Origin of the sequence: Luteibacter sp. UNC138MFCol5.1 (genome assembly GCF_900110505.1) — a bacterium.
Classification (GTDB): domain Bacteria; phylum Pseudomonadota; class Gammaproteobacteria; order Xanthomonadales; family Rhodanobacteraceae; genus Luteibacter.
In genome coordinates, this window is the sequence record NZ_FODZ01000001.1 from 811,185 (window position 1) to 833,448 (window position 22,264).

A 22,264-nucleotide genomic window follows, 5' to 3' on the forward strand; every position below is an offset into this window, starting at 1 on the left:
GTTCATCGTCCGAGCCAGTCGTCGAGTTCCGCCTGGCTGAAGGTGCCGAGCTTGCGCCGCAGGATACGCCCGTCCTCGCCGATCAGGACGCTATAGGGCAACACGCGGCGCATGTTGCCGAAGGAGAGCGAGCCGCCGGGCGCGTCGTTGTCCGCCAGCACGATCGGGTAGTCGACGGGACGTTCGGCGAGGTATGAACGCACCGCGTTCGCGGAGTCCTCGGCCACGCCGAGGATCGCCACGTTGCGTTCGCGGTAGCGTCCCGCGTTCTCGCTCAGCAGCGGCATTTCGCGGCGGCAGGGCGCGCACCACGTGGCCCAGAAATTGATCAGCACGCGCTTGCCCCGCCAGTCCGAGAGCAGGCGCGGCTTGCCCTCGACGCTGACGAACGTCGCGTCCGGCGGCAGGTCGCCGACGTCCGCGACCGTGACGCCGGCGGGCGGCGGCGGATGCGCCCGCCGGTGCTCGAGGTAGAGGCCGGTCGCCGCCGCCGCGATGGCGAGCAGGACGATCCAGGCGGTCGGTCGCCGCGTCATGGATGGGCGGCGGCCTCTAGCGCCTTCTCGACGCCGTCGTAGGTCAGCACCGTCGACAGCTTGCGGCCGTCGCCACCGTTCTTCGGATACACGACGTACAGCGGCACGCCGACCGAGTGGTACTGCTCCAGGAACGCCGCGATGGTCGCGTTGACGTCGGTCCAGTCACCCTTCATGTAGACCGTGCCGGTGCGCTTGAGCAGAGCCTTGAAGGCGTCGGTGTCGAGCACCGCCTTCTCGTTGGCCTTGCATGTGATGCACCAGTCGGCCGTCATGTCGACGAACACCGGGGTGCCCGCGGCGCGCAGTTCGGTGAGCTTCGCGGGGGAATACGGCACGGAGCCGTCCTGCGCCGTGACCGTCGCGCCCGAGGCCGCAGGCAGGCCGTGCACCGTCCACAGCGCGGCGGCGGCGCCGACCGCGAGCACGCCGGTGAACACCCAGGCGAGCGGGCGACCGCCGCGGCTGCGGCCGTACCACCACAGGGCCATGGCCAGCAGCACGCCGCCACCGAGCACGAGGGCGGCGGCATCCGCGCCGCGCTGCTTCGTCAGCACCCAGAGCAGCCAGACGGCCGTCAGGTACATCGGGAAGGCCAGCGCCTGCTTGAGGGTCTCCATCCAGCGCCCCGGACGCGGGAGCAGACGCGCGACGGCGGGGACGAAGCCCATCAGGAGGAACGGCAGCGCCAGGCCCAGGCCGAGCGCCAGGAAGATCAGGAAGGCCACGGGCAACGAGGCCGCGAACGCGAACGCGATCGCGGAGCCCATGAACGGCGCGGTGCAGGGGCTCGCCACCACGACCGCGAGCACGCCGGTGAAGAAGTCGCCGGACGGGTCCGAGCGCGAGGCCAGGCCACCGCCGAGGTTGCCGAGCGAGCCACCGATCTCGAACACTCCCGACATCGACAGGCCGACCGCCAGCATCACGTAGACGAGCAGGCCGATGGCCAGGGGCTGCTGGAACTGGGCGCCCCATTGCAGACCGTGTCCGGCCGCGCGAATGCCCACGATGACCAGACCGAGCGCGGCGAACGCGACGAGCACGCCCGCCGTGTACCAGAGCGCGTGCCGACGCGCGGCGGCGGGGCTCTCGCCGCTTTCGAGCACCGTGATCGCCTTGAGCGAGAGCACCGGCAGCACGCAGGGCATGAGGTTGAGGACGAGACCACCCAGCAGCGCGAGGCCGATGGCCGCGAGGATGCCGACCGGCGCGTCGCCGCCCGGCGTGAGGCCGGGAGGCGGCGGCGTCGGAGCGACCTCGGCCGACGTGGCCGCCCGATCGTCGGCCTTGCCGCCGCCGATCGTCGCGGTGCCCGCCGCCAGGTCGACCTTCACCTGGCGCTTCATGACGGGATAGCAGACGCCGTTCTCCAGGCAGCCCTGGTAGGCGACGTCGAGCACGACGTCCTTCGCGTTGCCGGCGCCCGTGAGCGGAACCGGGAGTTCCACCTGGTCGTAGTAGACGATGGTGTCGCCGAAGTGTTCGTCGTGATGCGCCGTGCCGCTCGGCCAGTCGGGCTCGCCCGCGGCGACGCCGGCCGGCGAGGTCACCTTGATCTCCGTCTTGTCGCGATAGAGGTAGTAGTCCTTCGGCATCGTCCAGCGCAGCAGGAGGCTGGCGTGATCCTTCACGAGCGCCTCGAACCGGAAGGCCTGATCGGCCGGCAGCGGCTCGGCGTCGGTGCCGGGAACGGCCTTGGGCGGGCCGAGCAGCGAGGCCGCGCTGGCGGCCGGCGCCACGGGCGTGTCGGCGGGAATCGTCGACGGGCCGCCGATCGCGAGCTTCAGGTGCTCGGTGTGCGGCGGATAGCAGATCTTCGGCTCGACCTCGTGGCAGCCCTGGTACTGGACGTCGAGCGCGAGGGTCTTCGTCCCGGCGTCGACGAGCGTGTAAGGCACCGTGGCGGCGATATCGCCGTGGTAGATCTCGACGTCGCCAAGGTACTCGTCGTGTTTCTTCAGGCCGTCCGGTAGCGTCGGCTCGCCGAGCTTCACGGCCGCGGGTTCCGCCGCCACGATCTTGATACGCCCGCGATAGAGGTAATAGTCGGGCGCGATCGTCCAGTGCAGCTTCACGGTGCCGGGCTGGCTCGCGTCGGACGTCAGCCGGAACGCCTGGGTGACGGGGAGCAGGTCGTCTTCGCCTTGGGCGAACGCGGGCAGGGCGGCAAGCAGGCCGAGGCCGGCGATCAGGTTCCGCGCGAAGCGGGCAAACGACGTCATGGCGACTCCGTGGATCGGTGCGGTGACGAACCGCGATGGGCGTCGGACATTATGACCGGCGCTACCCTGATTAGCTTGCATCGACGCTGGCTTCGAGCCAGGCCATGTAAGGCGCGTGGCCCTCCACGAGCGGCAGCGCGACGATCTCGGGCACGTCGTACGGATGGTTCGCCACGACCCAGGCCTCGACGGCCGGGAACGCCTCGCGCAGCGTCTTCACCAGCAGCAGGTCTTCGGACTCGGTGACGATCTCGCCCTTCCAGCGGTAGGTGGACCGCACGCCGGGCAGGTGGTTCACGCAGGCGGCGAGGCCGGCTTCGATCAGGCCACGGGCGAGGGTGGCGGCGGGTTCGCCGGGCGGGCAGGCGATGAGGATGGCGACGGGTTCGGACATGCGTCGCATTGTGGACACCTGTCGCACCTTTTTTGAACCCGGGACCTTGAACGGTTGGCCCGAGGCGCCATCTCTCGCGCATCCCGAAGCCCTTCCGATCCAGGGCGGCTTCTGGCTAAAATTCTGGCACTCACCCTGGCCAAGTGCTAACAGGGTGGACGAATTTCCTTATCCGTCAAACACATGCTTGGAGAAGTCATGAGCAAACTGCGCCCGTTGCACGATCGCGTCATCGTCAAGCGTCTCGAAGAAGAGCGCGTCTCGGCCGGTGGCATCGTCATCCCCGACAGCGCGACCGAGAAGCCGACCCGCGGCAGGGTCATCGCCGCCGGCACCGGTCTGCTGCTCGCCAGCGGCCAGCTGCGCCCGATGGGTGTGAAGGAAGGCGACGTGGTCCTGTTCGGCAAGTACTCCGGCCAGGAGATCAAGGTCGACGGCGAAGAGCTGGTCTTCCTGAAGGAAGACGACATCGTGGCGATTCTCGAAGGCTGATTCCTCAGCGTCTTCGGATGGCGAGTCGCAAGACTCCATAGCCCTTTCATCCTTATTCAAGAATTTTCGAGGCAAGAATTTTTATGGCTGCTAAAGAAGTCCGCTTCGGCGAAGACGTCCGCGCTCGCATGCTGAAGGGTGTCAACACCCTCGCCAATGCCGTCAAGGTCACCCTCGGCCCGAAGGGCCGCAATGTCGTGCTCGAGAAGAGCTTCGGCGCCCCGACTGTCACCAAGGACGGCGTCTCGGTCGCGAAGGAAATCGAACTCGCCGACAAGTACGAGAACATCGGCGCCCAGATCGTGAAGGAAGCCGCCTCGAAGACCTCCGACGTGGCCGGTGACGGCACCACGACGGCCACCGTCCTCGCCCAGGCGTTCATCCAGGAAGGCCTCAAGGCCGTCGCCGCCGGCATCAACCCGATGGACCTCAAGCGCGGTATCGACCAGGCCGTCACGGCCGCCGTCGCCGAGCTGAAGAGCCTGTCCAAGCCGACGGCCGACGACAAGGCCATCGCGCAGGTCGGTACGATCTCCGCCAACTCCGATTCGAACATCGGCGACATCATCGCGACCGCGATGGGCAAGGTCGGCAAGGAAGGCGTGATCACGGTCGAGGAAGGCTCGGGCCTCGAGAACGAACTCGACGTCGTCGAAGGCATGCAGTTCGACCGCGGCTACCTCTCGCCGTACTTCATCAACAACCAGCAGTCGCAGCAGGTCGAGCTGGACGACCCGTTCATCCTCATCCACGACAAGAAGATCTCGAACGTCCGCGAGCTCCTGCCGGTGCTCGAGGCCGTCGCCAAGGCCGCCAAGCCGCTGCTGATCGTCGCCGAGGAAGTCGAAGGCGAAGCCCTGGCGACCCTCGTCGTCAACACGATCCGTGGCATCGTCAAGGTCGCCGCCGTCAAGGCGCCGGGCTTCGGCGATCGTCGCAAGGCCATCCTGGAAGACATCGCCATCCTCACCAACGGCGTCGTCATCTCCGAGGAAGTGGGCCTGCAGCTCGACAAGGCCACGATCAACGATCTGGGCCGCGCCAAGCGCGTCGTGATCACCAAGGAAAACACCACGATCATCGACGGTGCCGGCGAAGCCGAGCGCATCCAGTCGCGCATCGGTCAGATCAAGGCGCAGATCGAAGAGACCTCGTCCGACTACGACCGCGAGAAGCTGCAGGAGCGCGTCGCCAAGCTCGCCGGTGGCGTGGCCGTGATCAAGGTCGGTGCCGCGACGGAAGTCGAGATGAAGGAAAAGAAGGCCCGCGTCGAGGACGCCCTGCACGCCACGCGTGCGGCCGTCGAGGAAGGTGTGGTCCCGGGCGGCGGCGTCGCCCTGATCCGTGCGCTCAAGGCGCTGGAAGGCCTCAAGGGCAAGAACACGGACCAGGACCTCGGCATCGCGATCACCCGTCGCACGCTGGAAGCTCCGCTGCGCGCCATCGTCACGAACGCCGGCGACGAAGCTTCGGTCATCGTCAACAAGGTCAAGGACGGCTCGGGTAACTTCGGTTACAACGCCGCCAATGGCGAGTTCGGCGACATGATCGAGTTCGGCATCCTGGATCCGACCAAGGTCACGCGTTCGGCCCTGCAGTTCGCCGCCTCGGTGGCCGGTTCGATCATCACGACCGAAGCGGCCGTGAGCGAGTTGCCGAAGAAGGACGAAGGCCACGGCCATGGCGCCCCGGGCGGCATGGGTGGCATGGGCGGCATGGACTTCTAAGTCCCGCTTCCCGACGCAGTCGCTTCAACGAAAAGGGCCTCGCGCAAGCGAGGCCCTTTTTTGTGGGAGCGATAACTCGATCAGTTCTCGGCGCCCGCGGCGGCCTGCGCTTCCTCGTCGCCGGGCTGATGCGCGACGGTGCTCGCGCCGACCGTCATGTACTGCGCCACGAGCGGATCCAGCTTCCGCTTCATGCGCAGCATCGCGATGTTCCCCATCGAGATGTCCGCGTACTTAAGCATCGGGTCTTCGATGGCGGGTTGCTCGCCGAGCGAGTTGGTCAGCGTGGCGAGCCGGGGCGCCATCACCTGCGTCAGCGCGAAATAGGCGTCGTCGTGCACGCCGGCCTGCTCGAGCAGGCGACCCGGGAGCATCCACGACGCGAGATCGCCGTGCGTCGGCGCCGGACCGTCGGCATGCGCATCGATCAGGAGGTAGGGCACTGTCTGGGTCAGCATGTTGCCGCCGTCGACGAAGCCGAGCGTATCGAAGGCCTCGGTGAGCGCGGGAAGGTGATCGCCGTAGAACAGCAGCAGCGTCGGCCGCTCACGTTGCTTCAGCAGCTCCGCGAGACGGCCCAGTTCCGCGTCGGCATGGCGCATGTGGTAGATGTAATTGCGGACCTGGAGCTTCGCGCTGGCGCTGAGCCCGTCGGGTACGTCGATCGCGTCGCGCTCCTTTTCGTCGATGTTGATCGACTTGTCGTAAGGGCCATGCGCTTCCATGCTGATCGCGAACACGAGTCGCGGTGGACCCGAATCCTTCAGCTGCGCCATGATCTCGTCGGTCATCGCGCTGTCCGCCATGTATTCACCGTCCCGGCGGAAGCCCTTCGGGAAGTCGGGCTGGGAAACGAAGCGGTCGAAGCCCAGCGTCCGGAAGGCGGTCGTGCGGTTCCAGAACGCGGCGTCGTTGCCGTGCACGGCGATCGTTTCGTAACCGTGCGAGCGCAGCGTGCGAACCATGCCCGGCACGACGCCCGCGTGCATCTGCAGGTACGGGAACTGCATCGTCGGGAAGTAACGGAGCGAGAGTCCGGTGAGCACCTCGAACTCGGTCCGGATGGTGCCGCCGCCATACGTCGGCACGTGCAGTCGGCCGGCACTCCCCTCCTTGGCGAGGCGATGGAGATTCGGGGCGAACACCTGGTCGTCGAGACCCTTGACGATCGCCGGATCGAAGAACGATTCGCTCTGCACCACGACGATGTCGGGAGTCTGTCGCGCGTTCGTGGCGGCGGACGCCATGTGCGCACGCAGGTCGCCATCGGCGTCGGCGATGAATCGCGTCGCTTCGGCGGCGTCGGGTTTGCGGGCCTTGCCGGCGCCCATGAGCCGGAACTGCATGATGTTGGTGACGACGCCATTGAGGTCGGCGTTGCTCGCCGCGGACCAGGGCTGCATGCCCAGGCGGTCCTTTCCGTACATCGCCGTCCACGCCGGCACGCCCGCGAGCAGGGTGCCGAAGAGGCCCGCGACGGCGAGGCCCGTCACGAGGCGGCGACCGTGCGTGCGGCGGGCGAACAGGGGCGGCTCGTAGCGCGCGAGCGCGACGATCAGCGCGATCGTGGCGAGGATCGCGAGGTAGGGCAGGGGATCGGATGGGAGGTAGCCACCGAGGAGGTGCAGCCCGCCGTTCTTCAGCTGCTCGATCATCCGGAAATCGGCCGGCAACAGCGGCGAACCGAGATTCTTCATCTTGATCGCGCTCACCGCGAGCACCGCGCCCTGCAGCATGAACGCCACGCCGAAGGACAGCCATGCGCGGCGTGTCAGCACGAGGAGCAGCGAGGCGAGAAGAAGTCCCGGGAGCGCGTTGGCGAACAGGTGCCACGGGCGTTCCGCCCACGCCATGCTGGAAACGCCAGGGTTACCGTCGAGGAAGCCGGTGTAGAGGACGAACGCCACGGCAAGGCAGGCGATCAGCGCCGCCCGGGTCGTCACGTCGCGCCAACGCGATGAATCGAAAGTCATAACGTCCTCTGCTCGGCCCCTGTCGCAAGGGACGTGGACTGTAACGCAGCGGACATGAATCGGTTGTCAGACTGTCATATGACGAATCGGCGAAGAATCGCGCGTCGACGCGTCGGAAAGCCCGCGCGTGGCGTCGCAGCGCCGTCCGTCGCGGGTAGTGCACAATGACCGCCTGATGAATGCCACGACGCCTGCTCAGCGCGAGAGCACAGAACTACGCGCACTGATCGACACCCGTTACGCGGATGTGATGGCCGCGTGCCGCGCTGCGCGCATTCCGTTGCACGACGATGCCGGCGTCGCCGAGCGGGTGCGACGCACCTTGCTCGCCTCCGACTTCGCGTTCGACGTGCTGCGGCGACAGCCGGAACTTCTGGGTCCTGCCGGGCTCGAGCGGCTGCGGGCGAGCGCGGATGCGGGCACGCGCGGCGCCACGCTCGACCTGTCGGCGGATGAAGACCTCTGCATGGCGACGCTGCGCCGGTTCCGGCACGCCGAGGCCCTGCGCATCGTGTTCCGCGACGTCAACGGGCTGGACGACATCGATGAAACCCTGTCGTCGACCAGCGTGCTCTACGAGACGCTCCTCGAGGCGGCGCTGCGCTGGTCGGAGAGCGCGCTGCACGCACGTTACGGACAGCCGCGCGACGGCGCGGGCGTGGCGCAGCGGATGGTCGTGCTGGGTTTCGGCAAGCTCGGCGGCAACGAGCTGAATTTCTCGTCCGACATCGATCTCGTCCTCGCCTATGCGCACGGCGGCGAGACCGACGGCGCGCGGCCGCTCGACAACGCGGAGTACTTCGTCCGCGAAGCGCGACAGCTGGTGCGCCTGCTCGCGGAGCCCACCGTGGACGGCATCTGCGCGCGGGTCGACCTGCGGCTGCGCCCGTTCGGTCAGGCGGGGCGCCTCGCGCTGCCGTTCAGCGCGATGGAGCAGTACTACCAGCGCGAGGGCCGCGACTGGGAACGCTACGCGTGGATCAAGGCGCGTCCCGTCGCGGGCGATCGGCTGACCGGGCGCGAGCTGCAGGACATGCTGCGGCCGTTCGTCTACCGGCGTTACCTCGATTACACCGCGTTCGCAGGACTGCGCGAGATGAAGGCGCTGATCGACGCCGAAGTCGCACGCAAGGACCTTGCGGGAAATCTCAAGCTCGGCCCGGGCGGCATCCGCGAGATCGAATTCGTGGTGCAGCTCATACAGATGATCCGCGGCGGGCGCGATCCGTCGCTCCGCGTGCGCGGCCTGCTCCCGGCCCTCAAGGCCTGCGAGGCACGCGGCTACATTCCCGCCGCCCGAGCGAAGCTGCTGCGCGCGGCCTATGTCTTCCTCCGGCGCCTCGAGAACCGCGTGCAGATGCTGCGCGACGCGCAGACGCACGACATCCCCGACGACGCGCTGTCGCGCGAGCGGCTGGCGCTTGGACTCGGTTACGCGAGCTGGGACGAGCTGGCGGTGGAACTGGCGCGCCATCGCAGCGCGGTCTCCGCGGAATTCGCCGCGGTCCTCGTGCCGGAGGCCGGCGGCACCGCCACGGCGCCGGTCGCCGACATCGCCTTGTGGGCGGCCGCGCGCGACGAATCCCTGACCTCCGCCGCGATGGAAGCGTCGGGCTTCGTGCCGGGTGCCGACGTCGCCGCCGAGATGGTCAGGCTGCCGCAGGCCGCCGCCGTGCGGTCGATGTCGGCGCGCTCGGCCGAACGCCTCGAACGCCTGATGCCGCAGCTGATCGACGCCGCGCGCGGCAGCGTGTCGCCCACGGCGAGCCTGCTGCGCATGCTGCGCCTCGTGCAGGCGGTGGCGCGCCGCTCGTCGTACCTCGCGCTGCTCGACGAACAGCCCAACGCGCGGCGCCGCGTGGCGAGCGTGTTCGCGGACAGCGCGTTCCTCGCGGAACGCGTCATCGCGCAGCCGCTGCTGCTCGACGACGTGCTCGACCCGCGCATCGACAAGCTGCCGCTGAAGCGCGCGGACATCGCCGCGGAGATCGCCCGCACGCTCGGCGCTCTGGACGAGCGCGACGCCGAGCGCGAGCTCGAACGCATCAACGAATTCCGCTCGAGCATCGCGTTCCGGCTCGGTCTCGCGTTCAACGACGGCCGGGCCGACGCGACAGCCACCGCGCGGCGCCTGGGCGGCCTCGCGGAAGCCGTGGTCGCGGCGATCCTCGCGCTCGCCACGCGCGAGCTCACCGCCCAGCACGGACGCCTGCCCGGCGAGGGCAGCGGCTTCGCGGTGCTCGGGTACGGCAGCCTGGGTGGGGAGGAGCTGGGCTTCGCCTCCGACCTCGATCTCGTGTTCGTCTACGACGGCCGGCGCGCCAACGCGATGAGCGATGGCCCGCGGTCGGTCGACGGCACGCGCTGGTACCAGCGGCTGGCCCAGCGCGTCATGCACTGGCTCAGCGTGCAGACGCATGCCGGCAAGCTCTACGACGTCGACACGCGCCTGCGGCCCGATGGCTCGAAGGGGCTGCTGGTCGCGAGCGTCGACGCGTTCGAGGCCTATCAGCGCGACCGCGCCTGGACGTGGGAGCACCAGGCGTTGCTGCGCGCGCGCCCCGTGGCCGGCGACCCGAAGCTGGGCGACATGCTCATGGCCATCCGGCGCGACATCCTTGGGACGCCGCGCGACGTCGCGCGGGTGTACGACGAGGTGGGCACCATGCGTGCCCGCTGGCGCGCGGAGCGCGATCGCTCGGATGCGTCGCGCATCGACCTCAAGCAGGGGCCCGGTGCGCTGATCGACATCGAGTTCGTGCTGCAGGGCATGGTGCTCGCGCACGCGGCCACGCATCCGTCGATCCTCGACACGCCCGCGAGCAGCGCCCTGATCGACGTGCTGCGCGACGTGGGAGTTCTGACGGAGGCGCAGGCCGATACGTTGCACGTGGCCCACGCCGATCTGTTGCAGATGGGGCTGACCTGCACGCTCGACCTGCGCTCGCGCATCGCGGCGCGCACGCCGGAACTGGAGGCGCTGTGCGCGTCGGTGCGCCAGGTGACGGCCGCGCTGGGCTTCGATTTCGACCGACGCGACGAGGCCGCGGTGCAAGGTGCCTGAGCGTCCGCGCGGCGCTATGCTGTGCGGCCGCTCATGGATGCGATACCGATGACCCGTACCCCGTTGCTGATCGACACCGACCCCGGCGTGGACGACGCCCTCGCCATTCTCATGGCGCACGAGCATGCGGACGTGTCCGCCCTGACCGTCGCCGCCGGCAACGTGGGGCTCGGGCATACGGTGCGCAACGCGCTGACGCTGGTGGAGCTCATCGGCGCCACCACCCCGGTGTTCCCGGGCTGCCCGTCGCCGCTGGTGCGCGATCCGGACGAGGATGCCGCTTTCGTCCACGGTGCCGACGGGTTCGGTGACGTGGGCTTCGACGAGCCGGCCCATCCGGCGCAGGCCGAGCACGCCGCGCTGGCGCTCCTGCGGCTGACCCGCGAGCGTCCGGGCGAGCTCACGCTCGTGGCGCTCGGCCCGCTGACGAACCTCGCGCTGGCCGTGCGCCTCGACCCGTCGCTGCCGGAGCGCGTCAAGCGCCTCGTCATCATGGGTGGCGCGGTCACGGGTCACGGCAACACCGGCAAAATCCCCGCCGAGTTCAACATCGGCTTCGACCCCGAGGCCGCGCACGTCGTGTTCGAGGCGTTTCCGATGTTCGACCTCGTGGACTGGGAGGCGACGGTGCGCCATGCGTTCCCGGACGACGTCTACGAAGGCTGGGTGGCCTCGGGCGACGCCAGGGCGACGTTCTTCGAGAAGATCTTCGGCACCGCCCGTCGCTTCAACGCCGAGCACGAGCGCACCGGCTTCATCGCCGCCGACGCCCTGGCCATGGCCGTGGCGATCGACCCCGGGATGATCCTGCGCGCCGAGACCCGCCACGTGGCGATCGAACTGGACGGCCGCCTGACCCGCGGCGCGACGGTCGTCGACTGGCAGCGGCGCCTGGGCGGCCGGCCGAACGCCCGCATCGTGCTCGAGGTCGACCAGGCCCGCTTCGGCGAGCTGATCGCGGGGGCCCTGGGGGCCTGAGCCGGCCCCTGGGGCAGGTTGCGCCCTGGCCGGGCGCTGGTTACAATGCCGCTCTTTTCACCCCGCTATTTCTCAGGTTCAAGCCATGAAAGAGAACATCCACCCGAATTACCAGCCGGTCGTCTTCCAGGACCTGTCGTCGGATTTCGCGTTCCTGACGCGCTCGACGATGTCCAGCAAGGAGACCGTCAAGTGGGAAGACGGCAACGAGTACCCGGTGATCAAGCTCGATATCACCAGCCACTCGCACCCGTTCTACACCGGCAAGCAGAAGACGCTGGACGTCGGCGGCCGCGTCGACAAGTTCCGTCAGCGCTACGGCAAGAAGTAATACCGCGAATTCCGCGCGCCGCTCGCGGGGTGGCGTTTCGCGAGGATCGAAGACACGGGGCAGGCCCACGGCTTGCCCCGTGTCTTTTTGCGTCCGCGATCTGCACGTTCGTCTAACGGACGTTTGAATGGGCTGTGTGCGATAATGGGGAACTTCGGTCGCACGTCGTGACCGGTACGGCGCCTCCCCCACGGTGTCGTTTTCCACCATCGGTACGCCGATCCCGCCCGCGGGCGGCGGCAACAGAACAAGAGGAGCTCGCCGTGTCCGACGCCAAAACCGTCAAATTGGTCGATGAATCCAACAAGCCCGTGAGCGAACTGCCGGTCATCGGCGGCACGCTCGGCGCCGAGTGCGTCGACATCGGCACGCTGTACAAGGACACCGGTTACTTCACCTACGATCCGGGCTACGGCAGCACCGCCAGCACCAAGAGCGCGATCACGTACATCGACGGCGACAAGGGCGTCCTCCTGTACCGCGGCTACCCGATCGAGCAGCTGGCCGAGAAGTCCACCTTCCTCGAAACCTCCTACCTGCTCCTCAACGGCGAACTGCCGTCGAAGGCCGAGTTCGCGAAGTTCGAGAGCGAGATCACGCATCACTCGATGATGCACGAGAACCTCAAGGACTTCCTCAAGGGCTTCCACCACAACGCGCATCCGATGGCCATGCTGGCCGCGTCGATCGCGTCGCTGTCGGCCTTCTACCACGACGACCTCGACGTCGATAACGCGGACGACCGCAAGCTCGCCGCCATTCGCCTGATCGCGAAGATGCCGACGATCTCCGCGGCCATCTACCGCCATTCGATCGGCTGGCCGACCCGCTACCCGCGCAACAACCTCGAGTACGTCACGCGCTTCCTGCACACCATGTTCGAAGTGCCGAGCGAGCCGCTCGAGCTGAACCCGGTGGTCGCCAAGGCGCTCGACCTGCTGTTCATCCTGCACGCCGACCACGAGCAGAACGCGTCGACCTCCACGGTCCGCCTCGTCGGCTCGACGGGCGCCAACCCGTACGCCTCGGTCGCCGCCGGCATCACTGCGCTCTGGGGTCCGGCCCACGGCGGCGCGAACGAAGCCGTGCTGCTCCAGCTCGAGGAAATCGGCACGGCCGACAAGGTCGAGACGGCGGTCAAGCGCGCCAAGGACAAGAACGATCCGTTCCGCCTGATGGGCTTCGGCCACCGCGTGTACAAGAACTTCGATCCGCGCGCCAAGATCATCCGCGAGATGTGCCACAAGGTGCTCAACGAGCTCGGCGTCAACGACCCGCTGCTCGACGTCGCGATGAAGCTGGAAGAGGCCGCGCTGAAGGACGACTACTTCGTGGAGCGCAAGCTCTACCCGAACGTCGACTTCTACTCGGGCATCATCTACAAGGCCCTGGGCATCCCGACCGAGATGTTCACCGTCATGTTCGCCATCGCGCGCACGTCGGGCTGGATCTCCCACTGGATCGAGCAGCACGAGACCCCGGGATCGCGCATCGGCCGTCCGCGCCAGATCTACACGGGCGCCGACGTTCGCGATTACGTCCCGAACGACAAGCGCTAAGAAAGAAAAACCCCGCGAAAGCGGGGTTTTTTTTGTTCTCGCGGGACCGGTAGGAGCGCGCCCTGCGCGCGACAGCTTTTTGCGAATGGGTCACAGGTCGCGTGATCACGGCCCCAACGGCGTCGCGCGCAGGGCGCGCTCCTACGGCGGAGCCAGCCACGTCGCCTTCAACACGACGCGTCGAACGCCGCGATGTCCTCTTCCGCCAGCAGCTGCTGGACCATCGAAGCCGTCGCCCGTCGCATCGGCCTTTCGTCGACGCGATCGAGCGGCGCCTGGCGCAGCGCGTCGACGGGCAGCACCGTGATGTCGAAGGGAATGCCGTCCGCGCCGAACAGCAGCACCGGGTAATCGACCTGATCCGCGCCCGGGTTCGACCAGCGCAGCCGTCGGCTCTGGGTCTCGAGCGGAATCCCCTGCTCGCGCAGGAACAGCCCGGGGGCTTCCGGATCGTCGCTGAAAACGTGCAGGCAGACCGCCGAATGTTCGTCCGCCGTGCCTTCGAGCACGGCGCCGACCAGGCGCGCATCGAACGCGCGCATGAAGCGCATGGCTTCGACGGCGGCCTCGCGGCGAGCGCGCAACGCCTGCGGCTGCGTGTCGGCGTGGAAGATGCGCTGGTGCTCGCGCAACGCATCCTCGATCTCGTTGTTCCGGGGCAGCGCCTGGGTGTCGACGATGCCGAGCCGCTCGGCGGCCTTGAGTTTCGCGTGGTGGAAGTCACGGATGCCATGCTCGCTCATCAGGCGCGCCGCCTCCTGGGCGACGAGGACGCGGTTGCGTTGCGTCCGGTCCTGGGCATGGATCCTGTGGTGTTCGCCTCGTGCCATGACTCACCCCCGTTGAAGTGTTCGTGTACCAGGCGCGCGCACTCTCGCGCGGCGCGCGTCAGAAGATGTCGTAGGCGTGTTCCTGCTGTTCCTCCTGCTGCTTCTGCGTCGCCTGTTCGCGAAGACGATCGACGTCCTCGACCTTCATGATTTCGTTCATGCCGCCGTTCGAAGGCAGGCCCGAACCCGGATCGACCTGCACCGTCGCGATGCCGGGCGGCATGGCGAGCGCGTGCGAGGGCTTGTCCTTGAGGACGGCGCCCATGTAGTCCATCCAGATCGGCAGCGCCGCCTTGGCGCCGAATTCGCCGCGGCCCAGCGAGCTGAAGTCGTCGAAGCCGACCCACACCGCCGACGAGATGTCGCCGTTGAACCCGACGAACCACGCGTCGCGGTGATCGTTCGTGGAGCCGGTCTTGCCGGCCAGGTCGTCGCGCCCCAGCGCCTTCGCGGCGGAACCGGTGCCGCGCTTGATCACGTCCTGCATCAGCGAGGTGACGAGGTAATCGTTGCGCACGTCGATCACGTGGGGCGCGAGCTTCGGCGCCTCCGAGGCGTTGGCGTGCGCGTCCGCCGGCAGCACAGCGTCGCCGGTGCCGCCGCCCGCGGTGCCGGCCGTCGCCGGGCGGGCCGGGATCAGCGCCGTGGAGGCCTGCGTGGGCGGGCCCGGCGGCGTGGGATTGAGCAGGCGCTCCTGGCATTCGGCGCACGCGCGTTCGGGGTTCGCGACGTAGACCGGGTTGCCGTCGCGATCGTCGATCCGCGAGATGAAGTACGGCGTGACCAGGTAGCCGCCGTTGGCGAATACCGCGTAACCCCGCGCCATGCTCATCGGCGAGACCGATGCCGTGCCCAGCGCCAGCGACAGGTTCTGTGGCAGCGCGTCCGGCGTGAAGCCGAAGCGCGTCATGTATTCGCGTGCGAAGCGCAGGCCCATGGCGTCGAGCAGGCGGACGGAGACCAGGTTCTTCGACTGCACCAGCGCTTCGCGCAGGCGCATCGGGCCGCTGAACTTGTTGTCGTCGTTGGCCGGCGTCCACATGCCGTCCGGGCGCGACGGGTCAGGGAAGGCGACGGGGGCGTCGTTGACGATCGAGGCCGGCGTGAAACCGCGCTCGAAGGCGGCGGAATACAGGTAGGGCTTGAAGCTCGAGCCCGGCTGGCGTGCCGCCATCACGGCCCGGTTGAACTTCGACCGCGTGAAGCTGAAACCGCCGACGAGCGCGCGCACGGCGCCGTCCTCGGGATCGAGCGACACCAGCGCGGCCTGCACCGCCGGAATCTGCGTCAGGCGCCATTCCAGCTGGGCCGGCTCGGACGCGGCCGGCTTGCCTTCCTCGGTGGCGGCATCCTCGTTGACGTCGTCCTTCACGGCGTGGAACAGACGAACCACGTCGCCGCGCTTGAGCACGGCGTCGGCGCGCGTCGGGGCGGCGCCCGCCCGGCCTTCGTTGACGTAGGGACGTGCCCAGGCCATCGATGCCAGGCTCAGCGTGACCGTCTCCTTGGGCGAGAGGTACACCTTGGCCTCCTTCGCGCCGGTTTCCGTGACGATGCCGGGGATCATGCCCGCGACGCTCGTGTAGCCCGCGAGAACGCGGTCGTAGTCTTCGGGTCCGGCCTGGGCCGAAAGTTCCTCGTGACCTTCGGGGCCGCGGTAGCCGTGCCGGCGGTCGTAGGCCGACAGCCGGTTGCGCAGCGCCTCGTTCGCGGCGGCCTGGCCGTCGCTGGGCACCGTGGTGTGGACGATGTAGCCCTCGGTCAGTGCGTCGTTGCCGAGCTTCTCCAGGACCTGCTGGCGAACCATTTCCGCGAGGTAGGGGGCGTCGACCTCGATCTGCTGTTCGTGCGGGAAGGCGTCGTTCGGCTCGTCGATCGCTTCGTCGTACTCGGCCTTGGTGATGAAGCGGTTGGCCAGCATCTGGCCCAGCACCCAGTTGCGGCGCGCGATGAGGCGCTTGCCGTTGTTCAGCGGGTTGACCACCGAGGGGAGCTGGAAGGTGGACGCCAGCGCGGCGCTCTCGGCGACGGTGAGCTGGTCGAGGTTCTTGCCGTAGTAGTAGGCCGCGGCGGCCGCGAGGCCGTACGAGCGGTGGCCGAGGAACATCTTGTTGATGTAGAGCTCGAGGATCTGGTCCTTCGTCAGCTCGTTTTCCATGCGCAGGGCGATGAACATCTCCGTCAGCTTGCGGGAGTAGAGCTTCTCCGGGCTGAGGAAGAAGTTGCGGGCCACCTGCTGGGTGATCGTCGAACCGCCGGGGCCCTTGTCGCCGCCCGAGAGCACGACGTGGATGCCGGCGCGCGCGATGCCGTGCCAGTCGACGCCGGGGTGGCTGTAGAAGTCCGCATCTTCGGCGGAAAGGACGGCGTTCTTCAGTCGCGCCGGTACGTCGGCGATCCGGACCGGGATGCGTCGGGTCTCGCCGAACGAGGCGATCAGGCGGCCGTCCGAGCTGAGGACGCGCAGCGGCACCTGCATGTGGTAGTCGCGGAGCACCGCCACCGAGGGCAGGCGCGGGGCCAGGAGCCAGTAGGCCACGCCGATGGCGCCCGCCACGAACAGGATGCCGGCCAGTGCCAGGTACAGCGCATAGCGCAGCAGACGCTTGAGGATTCGCATGGAAAAGTGGGGCTCACCGCCGTGTGGTCGAGCGCGAGTATAGAGCCTGACCGGGTCGGGGGCGGCCCGCGCGATCTTTCGACCCGGTGTGAAGGGGGTTCGCTAACCCGGTGACTCGATTTGTGAATTAGTGCCGGTAAGCGGCTCCGAGGCCCGTTGCTAATCCGTTAAGTTTTAGATTTAATGCCCTCGCGCCGAAGACCAAATTCCGACAAGGCGCGGGGAAGGGGGACAACGTGGGGCTCTTTACACCCAAAGCGGCACCGTTGATCGGTGTCGACATAAGCTCGACCGCGGTAAAGCTGCTTCAACTCAGCCAAGCCGGCGGACGCTATCGCGTCGAACATTACGCTGTCGAACCCTTGCCGCCCAACGCGGTGGTGGAAAAGAACATCGTCGAGGTCGAGGCCGTGGGCGAGGCCATCCGGCGCGCCCTGGCCCGGTCGGGGGCCAAGGTCCGGCACGCCGCGGCCGCCGTGGCCGGCTCGGCCGTGATCACCCGCATCATCCCCATGTCGGCCGACCTCTCGGAAGATGACCTCGAAGGCCAGATCCAGGTCGAGGCCAACCAGTACATTCCGTACCCGATCGAGGAAGTGAGCCTCGATTTCGAGGTGCTGGGCCCCGTTCGCGACAATCCCGAGATGAACAACGTCCTCCTCGCCGCCTCGCGGACGGAGAACGTGGACATGCGCATCGCCGCGCTCGACCTCGGCGGCCTGACCGCCCGGGTCGTCGACGTCGAGGCCTTCGCCATGGAGAACGCCTTCGGCATGGTCGCCGACCAGCTCGCGGTCTCGCGCGACGCCCTGGTCGCCGTAGTGGACATCGGCGCGACCATGACCACGCTGGCGGTGCTGAAGAACCAGCGCACCATCTATTCCCGCGAGCAGGTCTTCGGCGGCAAGCAGCTGACCGACGAGATCATGCGCCGCTACGGGCTCTCCTACGAGGAAGCTGGCCGCGCCAAGCGCAAGGGCGGCCTGCCGGAGTCGTACGAGTCCGAGGCCCTCGAGCCGTTCAAGGAATCGCTCGTCCAGCAGGTCAGCCGCCTGCTGCAGTTCTTCTTCGCGGGCAGCGAGTACAGCCGCGTCGACCAGGTCGTGCTCGCCGGCGGCTGCGCCGCCATCGAAGGCATCACCGAACTGCTCGAGCAGCAGCTGGGCGTGCCTTGCGTCGTCGCCAACCCGCTGGCGCGCATGGCGCTTTCCAGCCGCGTGCAGGCGCAGACCCTGGCCCAGGACGCCCCCGCGTTGATGATCGCCGTCGGCCTGGCCATGAGGAGCTTCGACTGATGGCACGCATAAACCTGCTCCCCTGGCGCGCGGAGCGCCGCAAGCAAAGGGAAAGGGAGTTCTACATCCAGCTGGGCGTCGCGTTCGCCGCGGCGCTCGTCGCGTTGATCGCGTGGTCGTTCTGGATGGACGCGCGCATCGAGAACCAGGGGGAGCGCAACGCGTACCTCCAGGCCGAGATCAAGCAGCTGGACGACCGCATCACGAAGATCAAGGACCTCGAGAAGGTCCGCTCCGACCTGCTCCAGCGCAAGCAGATCATCGAGCAGCTCCAGGCGAACCGCTCCCAGATGGTCCACCTGTTCGACGAAATGGTGAAGACGATTCCCGCCAGCGCGCGGCTCTCCGGCATGAAGCAGTCGGGCGATTCGATGTCGCTGGACGGCGTCTCCCAGTCGAACTCCAGCGTCGCCGAGTACATGCGCAACATCGAGGCGTCCCCGTGGATGGGGCATGCCGACCTGCGCAAGACGGAAAACACGCACGACGCCTCGCGCATGCCGTATAGCTTCGGGCTCGACGTTCGCCTTAACAAGCCGGGCGAAGCCGATGGCGCCGCGCCCGCGGGCTCGTCGACCAGCGCGGCTCCGGCGGCACCCGCCGCCGTTCCGGCCCCCCTGGCGCAGGCCGCTCAGGCGGCGACCGGTCAGCCCGCGTCCCCGGCTCCCGTGGCCGCGGGGCCTGCCGCCCAGCCAGCCGGGGTGACGACGCCAGCGCCCGCGGCGGCTCCGACGGGAGCCAAGCCATGAAGTTCCTCGACGATCTGCGCAATCTCGACCGCCACAACGTTGGCGGCTGGCCGAAGTCGGTCAAGATGTTCTTCACGGGCCTCGTGTTCGTCGTCGTGCTGCTCGGAGGCTGGTATTTCCAGATCAGCACGCAGCAGGACGACCTCGAACAGGCGGAAGCCCAGGAAGAGTCGCTGAAGGCGGAATTCTCGAAGAAGCAGGCCAAGGCCGCGAACCTCGAGGCCCTGGAACAGCAACTCGCCGACATGCAGGACATGCTGCGCACGCTGCTTCGCCAGCTGCCGAGCCGTACCGAGATGCCCGAGCTGCTCATCGACATCTCGCAGACGGCGCTCGCCTCGGGCATCGAGACCGAACTGTTCCAGCCCGGCCCCGAGACGCCGAAGGATTTCTACGCCGAAAAACCGATCACGCTGCGCATGGTTGGCACGTATCACCAGTTCGGCACGTTCATCAGTGGCGTGGCCTCGCTGCCACGCGTCGTGATTCTGACGCTGCACGACGTCTCCCTGAGCCCGAAGGACAAGGACAGCAAGAACGGCGGCGCCGGCCAGCTGGTCCTCCAGGGCACCGTGAAGACGTACCGCTACCTCGAGGACGACGAAACAGCCAAACCGGCGACGCCGGGCCAGGGGGCGAAGTGATGACGCGCATGCATGCCATCGTCCGCCCTCTCGCCGTCGCGCTGTTCGGCGCGCTCGCGCTCGCGGGGTGCACCCGCGGCACGTCGGACCTGCGCGAGTGGGTCGATGCCGAAAAGCACAAGAAGGGCGAGCCGATTCCGCCTCTCCCCGTGATCCGCACGTTCGAAACGTTCGCTTACCAGGACCAGGGTGCGCGCGATCCTTTCAGCCCCAGCACGGCTGAAATGGACACGAGCGCGTCGACGGGTCCGCGCCCCGACGAGAACCGCCCCAAGGAGCCGCTCGAGATGTTCACGCTCGACAGCCTGAAGATGGTTGGCACGGTTGGTGCTGGGTCCAGCCTGGAGGCGCTCGTGAAGGATCCCGGTGGGGTGATCCATCGCGTCCACCGTAATGAGTACATGGGGCAGGCCTACGGCCGTATCACTGCCGTCGGGGAGGATCGCATCGATCTGGTCGAGCTGGTGCCGAACGGCAGCGGCGGCTGGATGGAGCGTCCGGCAAGCATCGCGGTCGGTGAAAAATAAGAACTCGGGGATGACGCACATGACGACCAAATCCAATCATCTGCCGGGTAGCGCGCGCCATCGGTCGCGCCGCTGGATCCTCGGCGCCGCGCTGGCCGTGACCGGTGCCTTCGCCGGCACCGCATCGGCCGCCAACGCGCTGCAGAACGTGACCTACGACGCGCAGCCGGGCGGCCGCGTGCAGCTCACGCTCGCGTTCTCCGAGCGGGCGCCGGATCCGAAGGTGTTCACGACCAGCAACCCGCCGCGCATCGCGATCGACCTCGCGGATACGACCAACGCGTACAGCACGCGCCACATCGACATCAACAAGGGTGCCACGTCCGGGGTTTCCGTCGTTTCCGCCGGCGGCCGCACGCGCGTCACGGTGGAGCTGTTCCGTGACTCCGCGTACAAGACCAGCATCAACGGCAAGAACCTGGTCGTCACCGTCAACAACGGGCCCTCGGCCGCCACGACGACGACCGCCATCGTCTCCGACCCGACGAAGGCCTTGCCGTCCAGCGCGGGCACGCCGCTGTCGAACATCGACTTCCGCCGCGGCCAGAACGGCGAGGGCCGTGTCCTGGTGACGCTCGGCAACGCCGCGTCGACCCCGGAGATGCATCGCGAAGGCGATCGCGTCGTGGTCAGCCTGCCGGGCGCCACGCTGCCGCCGAACCTTTCCAAGCGCCTCGACGTGCTGGATTTCGCGACGCCGGTCCAGGCGATCGAGCCGAGCTCCCGTCCCGGCGGTGCGCGTCTCGACATCCGCACGCGCGGTGAAGTCGAGGTGTCCGCCTACCAGAACGGCACGGAGTACGCGATCGAAGTCGCGCCGAAGAAGGTGGCGACGCCGGTCGGCAAGGCCGCCAAGGGTCAGGAACCGACCTATTCCGGTTCGCGACTGACGTTCAATTTCCAGGACATTCCGGTCCGGTCCGCCCTGCAGCTGATCGCCGACGAGGCCAAGCTGAACCTGGTCGCTTCCGACAGCGTCGGTGGCAGCGTGACCCTGCGCCTCGTGAACACGCCGTGGGACCAGGCGCTGGACGTGATCCTGCGCGCCAAGGGCCTCGACAAGCGCCGCAGCGGCAACGTCGTCTGGATCGCGCCGCAGAACGAGCTGGCGGCCTACGAGCAGAGCCTCGCCGATGCCCGTCAGAAGGCTGAGGATTCGGCCGAGCTCATCTCCGATTACATCCCGATCAGCTACGGCAAGGCCGAAGACATCGCCAAGCTGCTGACCTCGGGCAGCATGCAGGGCGGTGGTGGCAGCACCGGCGGCAGCGTCGCGCGTGGATTCCTGTCGGCGCGTGGCAGCGTCTCCTTCGACGATCGCACGAACACGCTCCTGATCAACGACACGCCCGACAAGATCCGCGACCTGCGCGAGCTGATCGGCACGCTCGATCGCCCGGTACAGCAGGTGTTGATCGAGTCCCGCATCGTGGTGGCGACCGACCAGTTCACCCGTCAGCTGGGTGTGCGCTGGGGCGCGCAGGGCTTCTATCACAACAATGCGAACCAGATCGTCGGTACGTCGCCCGATCTTTCCAGCGGCGGTACGGGTACGGAAGCCGGCGGTACGGGTGGGCTGGTCACCAGCGTCCGCAACAGCGACGTCAACTACGCCAACTCGGTCAACCAGTACCTCGCCAACGGTGCCACGGGCAACCTGCCGACCCGCGATCCCTACACGCTGCCGGGCGGATACAACGTCAACCTGCCGGTCTCCAACCCCGCGGGTAGCATCGGCCTCGCGATCCTCGGTGCCAACTACCTCGTCGACCTCGAACTGTCGGCGGCGCAGACCGAGGGCCGCAGCGAAGTGATCTCCAGCCCGCGCGTGATCACGGCGAACCAGCAGGAAGCCGTGATCAAGCAGGGTACGCAGATCGGTTACGTGACCTACCAGGCATCCAGCTCCGGCGGTGGTGCGCAGAACGCGACGGTCCAGTTCAAGGACGCCGTGCTCGAGCTGCGCGTGACCCCGACGATCACCGCCGACAGCCGCGTCTACCTGAAGATCAACGTGAAGAAGGACGCCCTCGCCGGCAACACGCCGTCGCCGGGCGGTGGCTTCGTCCCCTCGATCGACACCCGCGAGATCAACACGTCGGTGCTCGTCGACAACGGCCAGACGGTCGTCCTCGGCGGCATCTACGAGATCACCAAGACCAACACCACCGACAAGGTGCCCGGTCTGGGCGACATTCCGGGTATCGGCGTGCTGTTCCGCCGCACGAACCGCGGCAACAACAAGGCCGAGCTGCTGATCTTCGTCACCCCGCGCATCCTCAGCGACACGCTGCAGTAAGCGCGCTTTGGAGATGACGAG

General features: G+C 67.8%; 17 protein-coding genes. 11 read left to right on the forward strand and 6 right to left on the reverse strand.

The features are described 5' to 3' along the window. Positions 1 to 2 precede the first annotated feature (2 nt). From BMY69_RS03570 to cutA, 3 genes are all read right to left on the reverse strand, one after another. A complete protein-coding gene (locus tag BMY69_RS03570) occupies positions 3 to 536 on the reverse strand; it encodes a TlpA family protein disulfide reductase (RefSeq protein WP_090175355.1) in 534 nt (177 codons plus the stop codon). Further along, entirely contained in the window at positions 533 to 2,761 is a 2,229-nt protein-coding gene (locus BMY69_RS03575; protein ID WP_090175356.1) for a protein-disulfide reductase DsbD family protein, read from the reverse strand. The genes BMY69_RS03570 and BMY69_RS03575 overlap by 4 nt, the downstream gene beginning before the upstream one ends. 70 nt (positions 2,762 to 2,831) lie before the next feature. Continuing rightward, entirely contained in the window at positions 2,832 to 3,155 is a 324-nt protein-coding gene (cutA, locus tag BMY69_RS03580) for a divalent-cation tolerance protein CutA (protein WP_090175606.1), read from the reverse strand. Between the two features lie 198 nt (positions 3,156 to 3,353). Here cutA and BMY69_RS03585 point away from each other — a divergent pair, with 198 nt between their 5' ends. Together BMY69_RS03585 and groL are read left to right on the forward strand one after the other, a co-directional pair. Continuing rightward, on the forward strand, positions 3,354 to 3,647 hold the full coding sequence (locus tag BMY69_RS03585; protein ID WP_090175357.1) for a co-chaperone GroES: 294 nt from the start codon (positions 3,354 to 3,356) through the stop codon (positions 3,645 to 3,647). 83 nt (positions 3,648 to 3,730) lie between these two features. Next, on the forward strand, positions 3,731 to 5,374 hold the full coding sequence (groL, locus tag BMY69_RS03590) for a chaperonin GroEL (RefSeq protein WP_090056300.1): 1,644 nt from the start codon (positions 3,731 to 3,733) through the stop codon (positions 5,372 to 5,374). 80 nt (positions 5,375 to 5,454) lie between these two features. Here groL and BMY69_RS03595 read toward each other — a convergent pair whose 3' ends face one another. Beyond that, positions 5,455 to 7,347, reverse strand: a complete 1,893-nt coding sequence (locus tag BMY69_RS03595; RefSeq protein ID WP_255364446.1) for an LTA synthase family protein — start codon at positions 7,345 to 7,347, stop codon at positions 5,455 to 5,457. Between the two features lie 175 nt (positions 7,348 to 7,522). On the opposite strand from BMY69_RS03595, the gene glnE reads away from it, so the two are divergent. From glnE to BMY69_RS03615, 4 genes are all read left to right on the forward strand, one after another. Further along, positions 7,523 to 10,411, forward strand: a complete 2,889-nt coding sequence (glnE, locus tag BMY69_RS03600) for a bifunctional [glutamate--ammonia ligase]-adenylyl-L-tyrosine phosphorylase/[glutamate--ammonia-ligase] adenylyltransferase (protein WP_090175358.1) — start codon at positions 7,523 to 7,525, stop codon at positions 10,409 to 10,411. Between the two features lie 48 nt (positions 10,412 to 10,459). Further along, complete coding sequence (locus BMY69_RS03605) at positions 10,460 to 11,389, forward strand: nucleoside hydrolase (protein WP_090175359.1); 930 nt, start codon at positions 10,460 to 10,462, stop codon at positions 11,387 to 11,389. 85 nt (positions 11,390 to 11,474) lie between these two features. Then, on the forward strand, positions 11,475 to 11,720 hold the full coding sequence (locus BMY69_RS03610) for a type B 50S ribosomal protein L31 (protein ID WP_090056306.1): 246 nt from the start codon (positions 11,475 to 11,477) through the stop codon (positions 11,718 to 11,720). A 263-nt stretch (positions 11,721 to 11,983) separates the two neighbouring features. After that, complete coding sequence (locus BMY69_RS03615; RefSeq protein WP_090175360.1) at positions 11,984 to 13,279, forward strand: citrate synthase; 1,296 nt, start codon at positions 11,984 to 11,986, stop codon at positions 13,277 to 13,279. A 167-nt stretch (positions 13,280 to 13,446) separates the two neighbouring features. Here the strand turns inward: BMY69_RS03615 and BMY69_RS03620 are convergent, their stop codons facing one another. Both BMY69_RS03620 and BMY69_RS03625 read right to left on the reverse strand, forming a co-directional pair. Continuing rightward, complete coding sequence (locus BMY69_RS03620; RefSeq protein ID WP_090175361.1) at positions 13,447 to 14,109, reverse strand: hypothetical protein; 663 nt, start codon at positions 14,107 to 14,109, stop codon at positions 13,447 to 13,449. A gap of 58 nt (positions 14,110 to 14,167) precedes the next feature. Beyond that, the gene (locus BMY69_RS03625) at positions 14,168 to 16,729 is read right to left on the reverse strand and encodes a penicillin-binding protein 1A (protein WP_090175362.1); all 2,562 of its coding nucleotides are present in this window, start codon (positions 16,727 to 16,729) and stop codon (positions 14,168 to 14,170) included. Positions 16,730 to 16,965: 236 nt separating this feature from the next. Between BMY69_RS03625 and BMY69_RS03630 the strand changes: the two genes are divergently transcribed. From BMY69_RS03630 to pilQ, 5 genes are read left to right on the forward strand one after another with little or no spacing between them, the layout of a single operon-like run. After that, positions 16,966 to 18,024 carry a pilus assembly protein PilM gene (locus BMY69_RS03630; RefSeq protein ID WP_090056316.1) on the forward strand — a complete coding sequence of 353 codons (1,059 nt, stop codon included), beginning with the start codon at positions 16,966 to 16,968 and terminating at the stop codon, positions 18,022 to 18,024. Then, entirely contained in the window at positions 18,024 to 18,773 is a 750-nt protein-coding gene (locus tag BMY69_RS03635; protein WP_090056319.1) for a PilN domain-containing protein, read from the forward strand. The genes BMY69_RS03630 and BMY69_RS03635 overlap by 1 nt, the downstream gene beginning before the upstream one ends. After that, entirely contained in the window at positions 18,770 to 19,417 is a 648-nt protein-coding gene (gene pilO / locus BMY69_RS03640; RefSeq protein WP_090175363.1) for a type IV pilus inner membrane component PilO, read from the forward strand. Before BMY69_RS03635 ends, pilO begins: the two co-directional genes overlap by 4 nt. Beyond that, positions 19,417 to 19,944: a pilus assembly protein PilP gene (locus tag BMY69_RS03645; RefSeq protein WP_090056323.1), complete on the forward strand. Its 528-nt coding sequence runs from the start codon at positions 19,417 to 19,419 to the stop codon at positions 19,942 to 19,944. Before pilO ends, BMY69_RS03645 begins: the two co-directional genes overlap by 1 nt. Positions 19,945 to 19,963: 19 nt before the next feature. Beyond that, the gene (gene pilQ / locus BMY69_RS03650) at positions 19,964 to 22,243 is read left to right on the forward strand and encodes a type IV pilus secretin family protein (RefSeq protein WP_090175364.1); all 2,280 of its coding nucleotides are present in this window, start codon (positions 19,964 to 19,966) and stop codon (positions 22,241 to 22,243) included. Positions 22,244 to 22,264: the final 21 nt, after the last annotated feature.

Coding starts and splice junctions, on each gene's coding strand:
- cutA (WP_090175606.1), bottom strand. CDS start 3,155: ATGTCCGAACCCGTCGCCATCCTCATCGCCTGCCCGCCCGGCGAACCC.
- glnE (WP_090175358.1), top strand. CDS start 7,523: ATGAATGCCACGACGCCTGCTCAGCGCGAGAGCACAGAACTACGCGCA.
- BMY69_RS03605 (WP_090175359.1), top strand. CDS start 10,460: ATGACCCGTACCCCGTTGCTGATCGACACCGACCCCGGCGTGGACGAC.
- pilO (WP_090175363.1), top strand. CDS start 18,770: ATGAAGTTCCTCGACGATCTGCGCAATCTCGACCGCCACAACGTTGGC.
- BMY69_RS03585 (WP_090175357.1), top strand. CDS start 3,354: ATGAGCAAACTGCGCCCGTTGCACGATCGCGTCATCGTCAAGCGTCTC.
- groL (WP_090056300.1), top strand. CDS start 3,731: ATGGCTGCTAAAGAAGTCCGCTTCGGCGAAGACGTCCGCGCTCGCATG.
- BMY69_RS03635 (WP_090056319.1), top strand. CDS start 18,024: ATGGCACGCATAAACCTGCTCCCCTGGCGCGCGGAGCGCCGCAAGCAA.
- BMY69_RS03620 (WP_090175361.1), bottom strand. CDS start 14,109: ATGGCACGAGGCGAACACCACAGGATCCATGCCCAGGACCGGACGCAA.
- BMY69_RS03625 (WP_090175362.1), bottom strand. CDS start 16,729: ATGCGAATCCTCAAGCGTCTGCTGCGCTATGCGCTGTACCTGGCACTG.
- BMY69_RS03610 (WP_090056306.1), top strand. CDS start 11,475: ATGAAAGAGAACATCCACCCGAATTACCAGCCGGTCGTCTTCCAGGAC.
- BMY69_RS03645 (WP_090056323.1), top strand. CDS start 19,417: ATGACGCGCATGCATGCCATCGTCCGCCCTCTCGCCGTCGCGCTGTTC.
- BMY69_RS03595 (WP_255364446.1), bottom strand. CDS start 7,347: ATGACTTTCGATTCATCGCGTTGGCGCGACGTGACGACCCGGGCGGCG.
- BMY69_RS03575 (WP_090175356.1), bottom strand. CDS start 2,761: ATGACGTCGTTTGCCCGCTTCGCGCGGAACCTGATCGCCGGCCTCGGC.
- pilQ (WP_090175364.1), top strand. CDS start 19,964: ATGACGACCAAATCCAATCATCTGCCGGGTAGCGCGCGCCATCGGTCG.
- BMY69_RS03570 (WP_090175355.1), bottom strand. CDS start 536: ATGACGCGGCGACCGACCGCCTGGATCGTCCTGCTCGCCATCGCGGCG.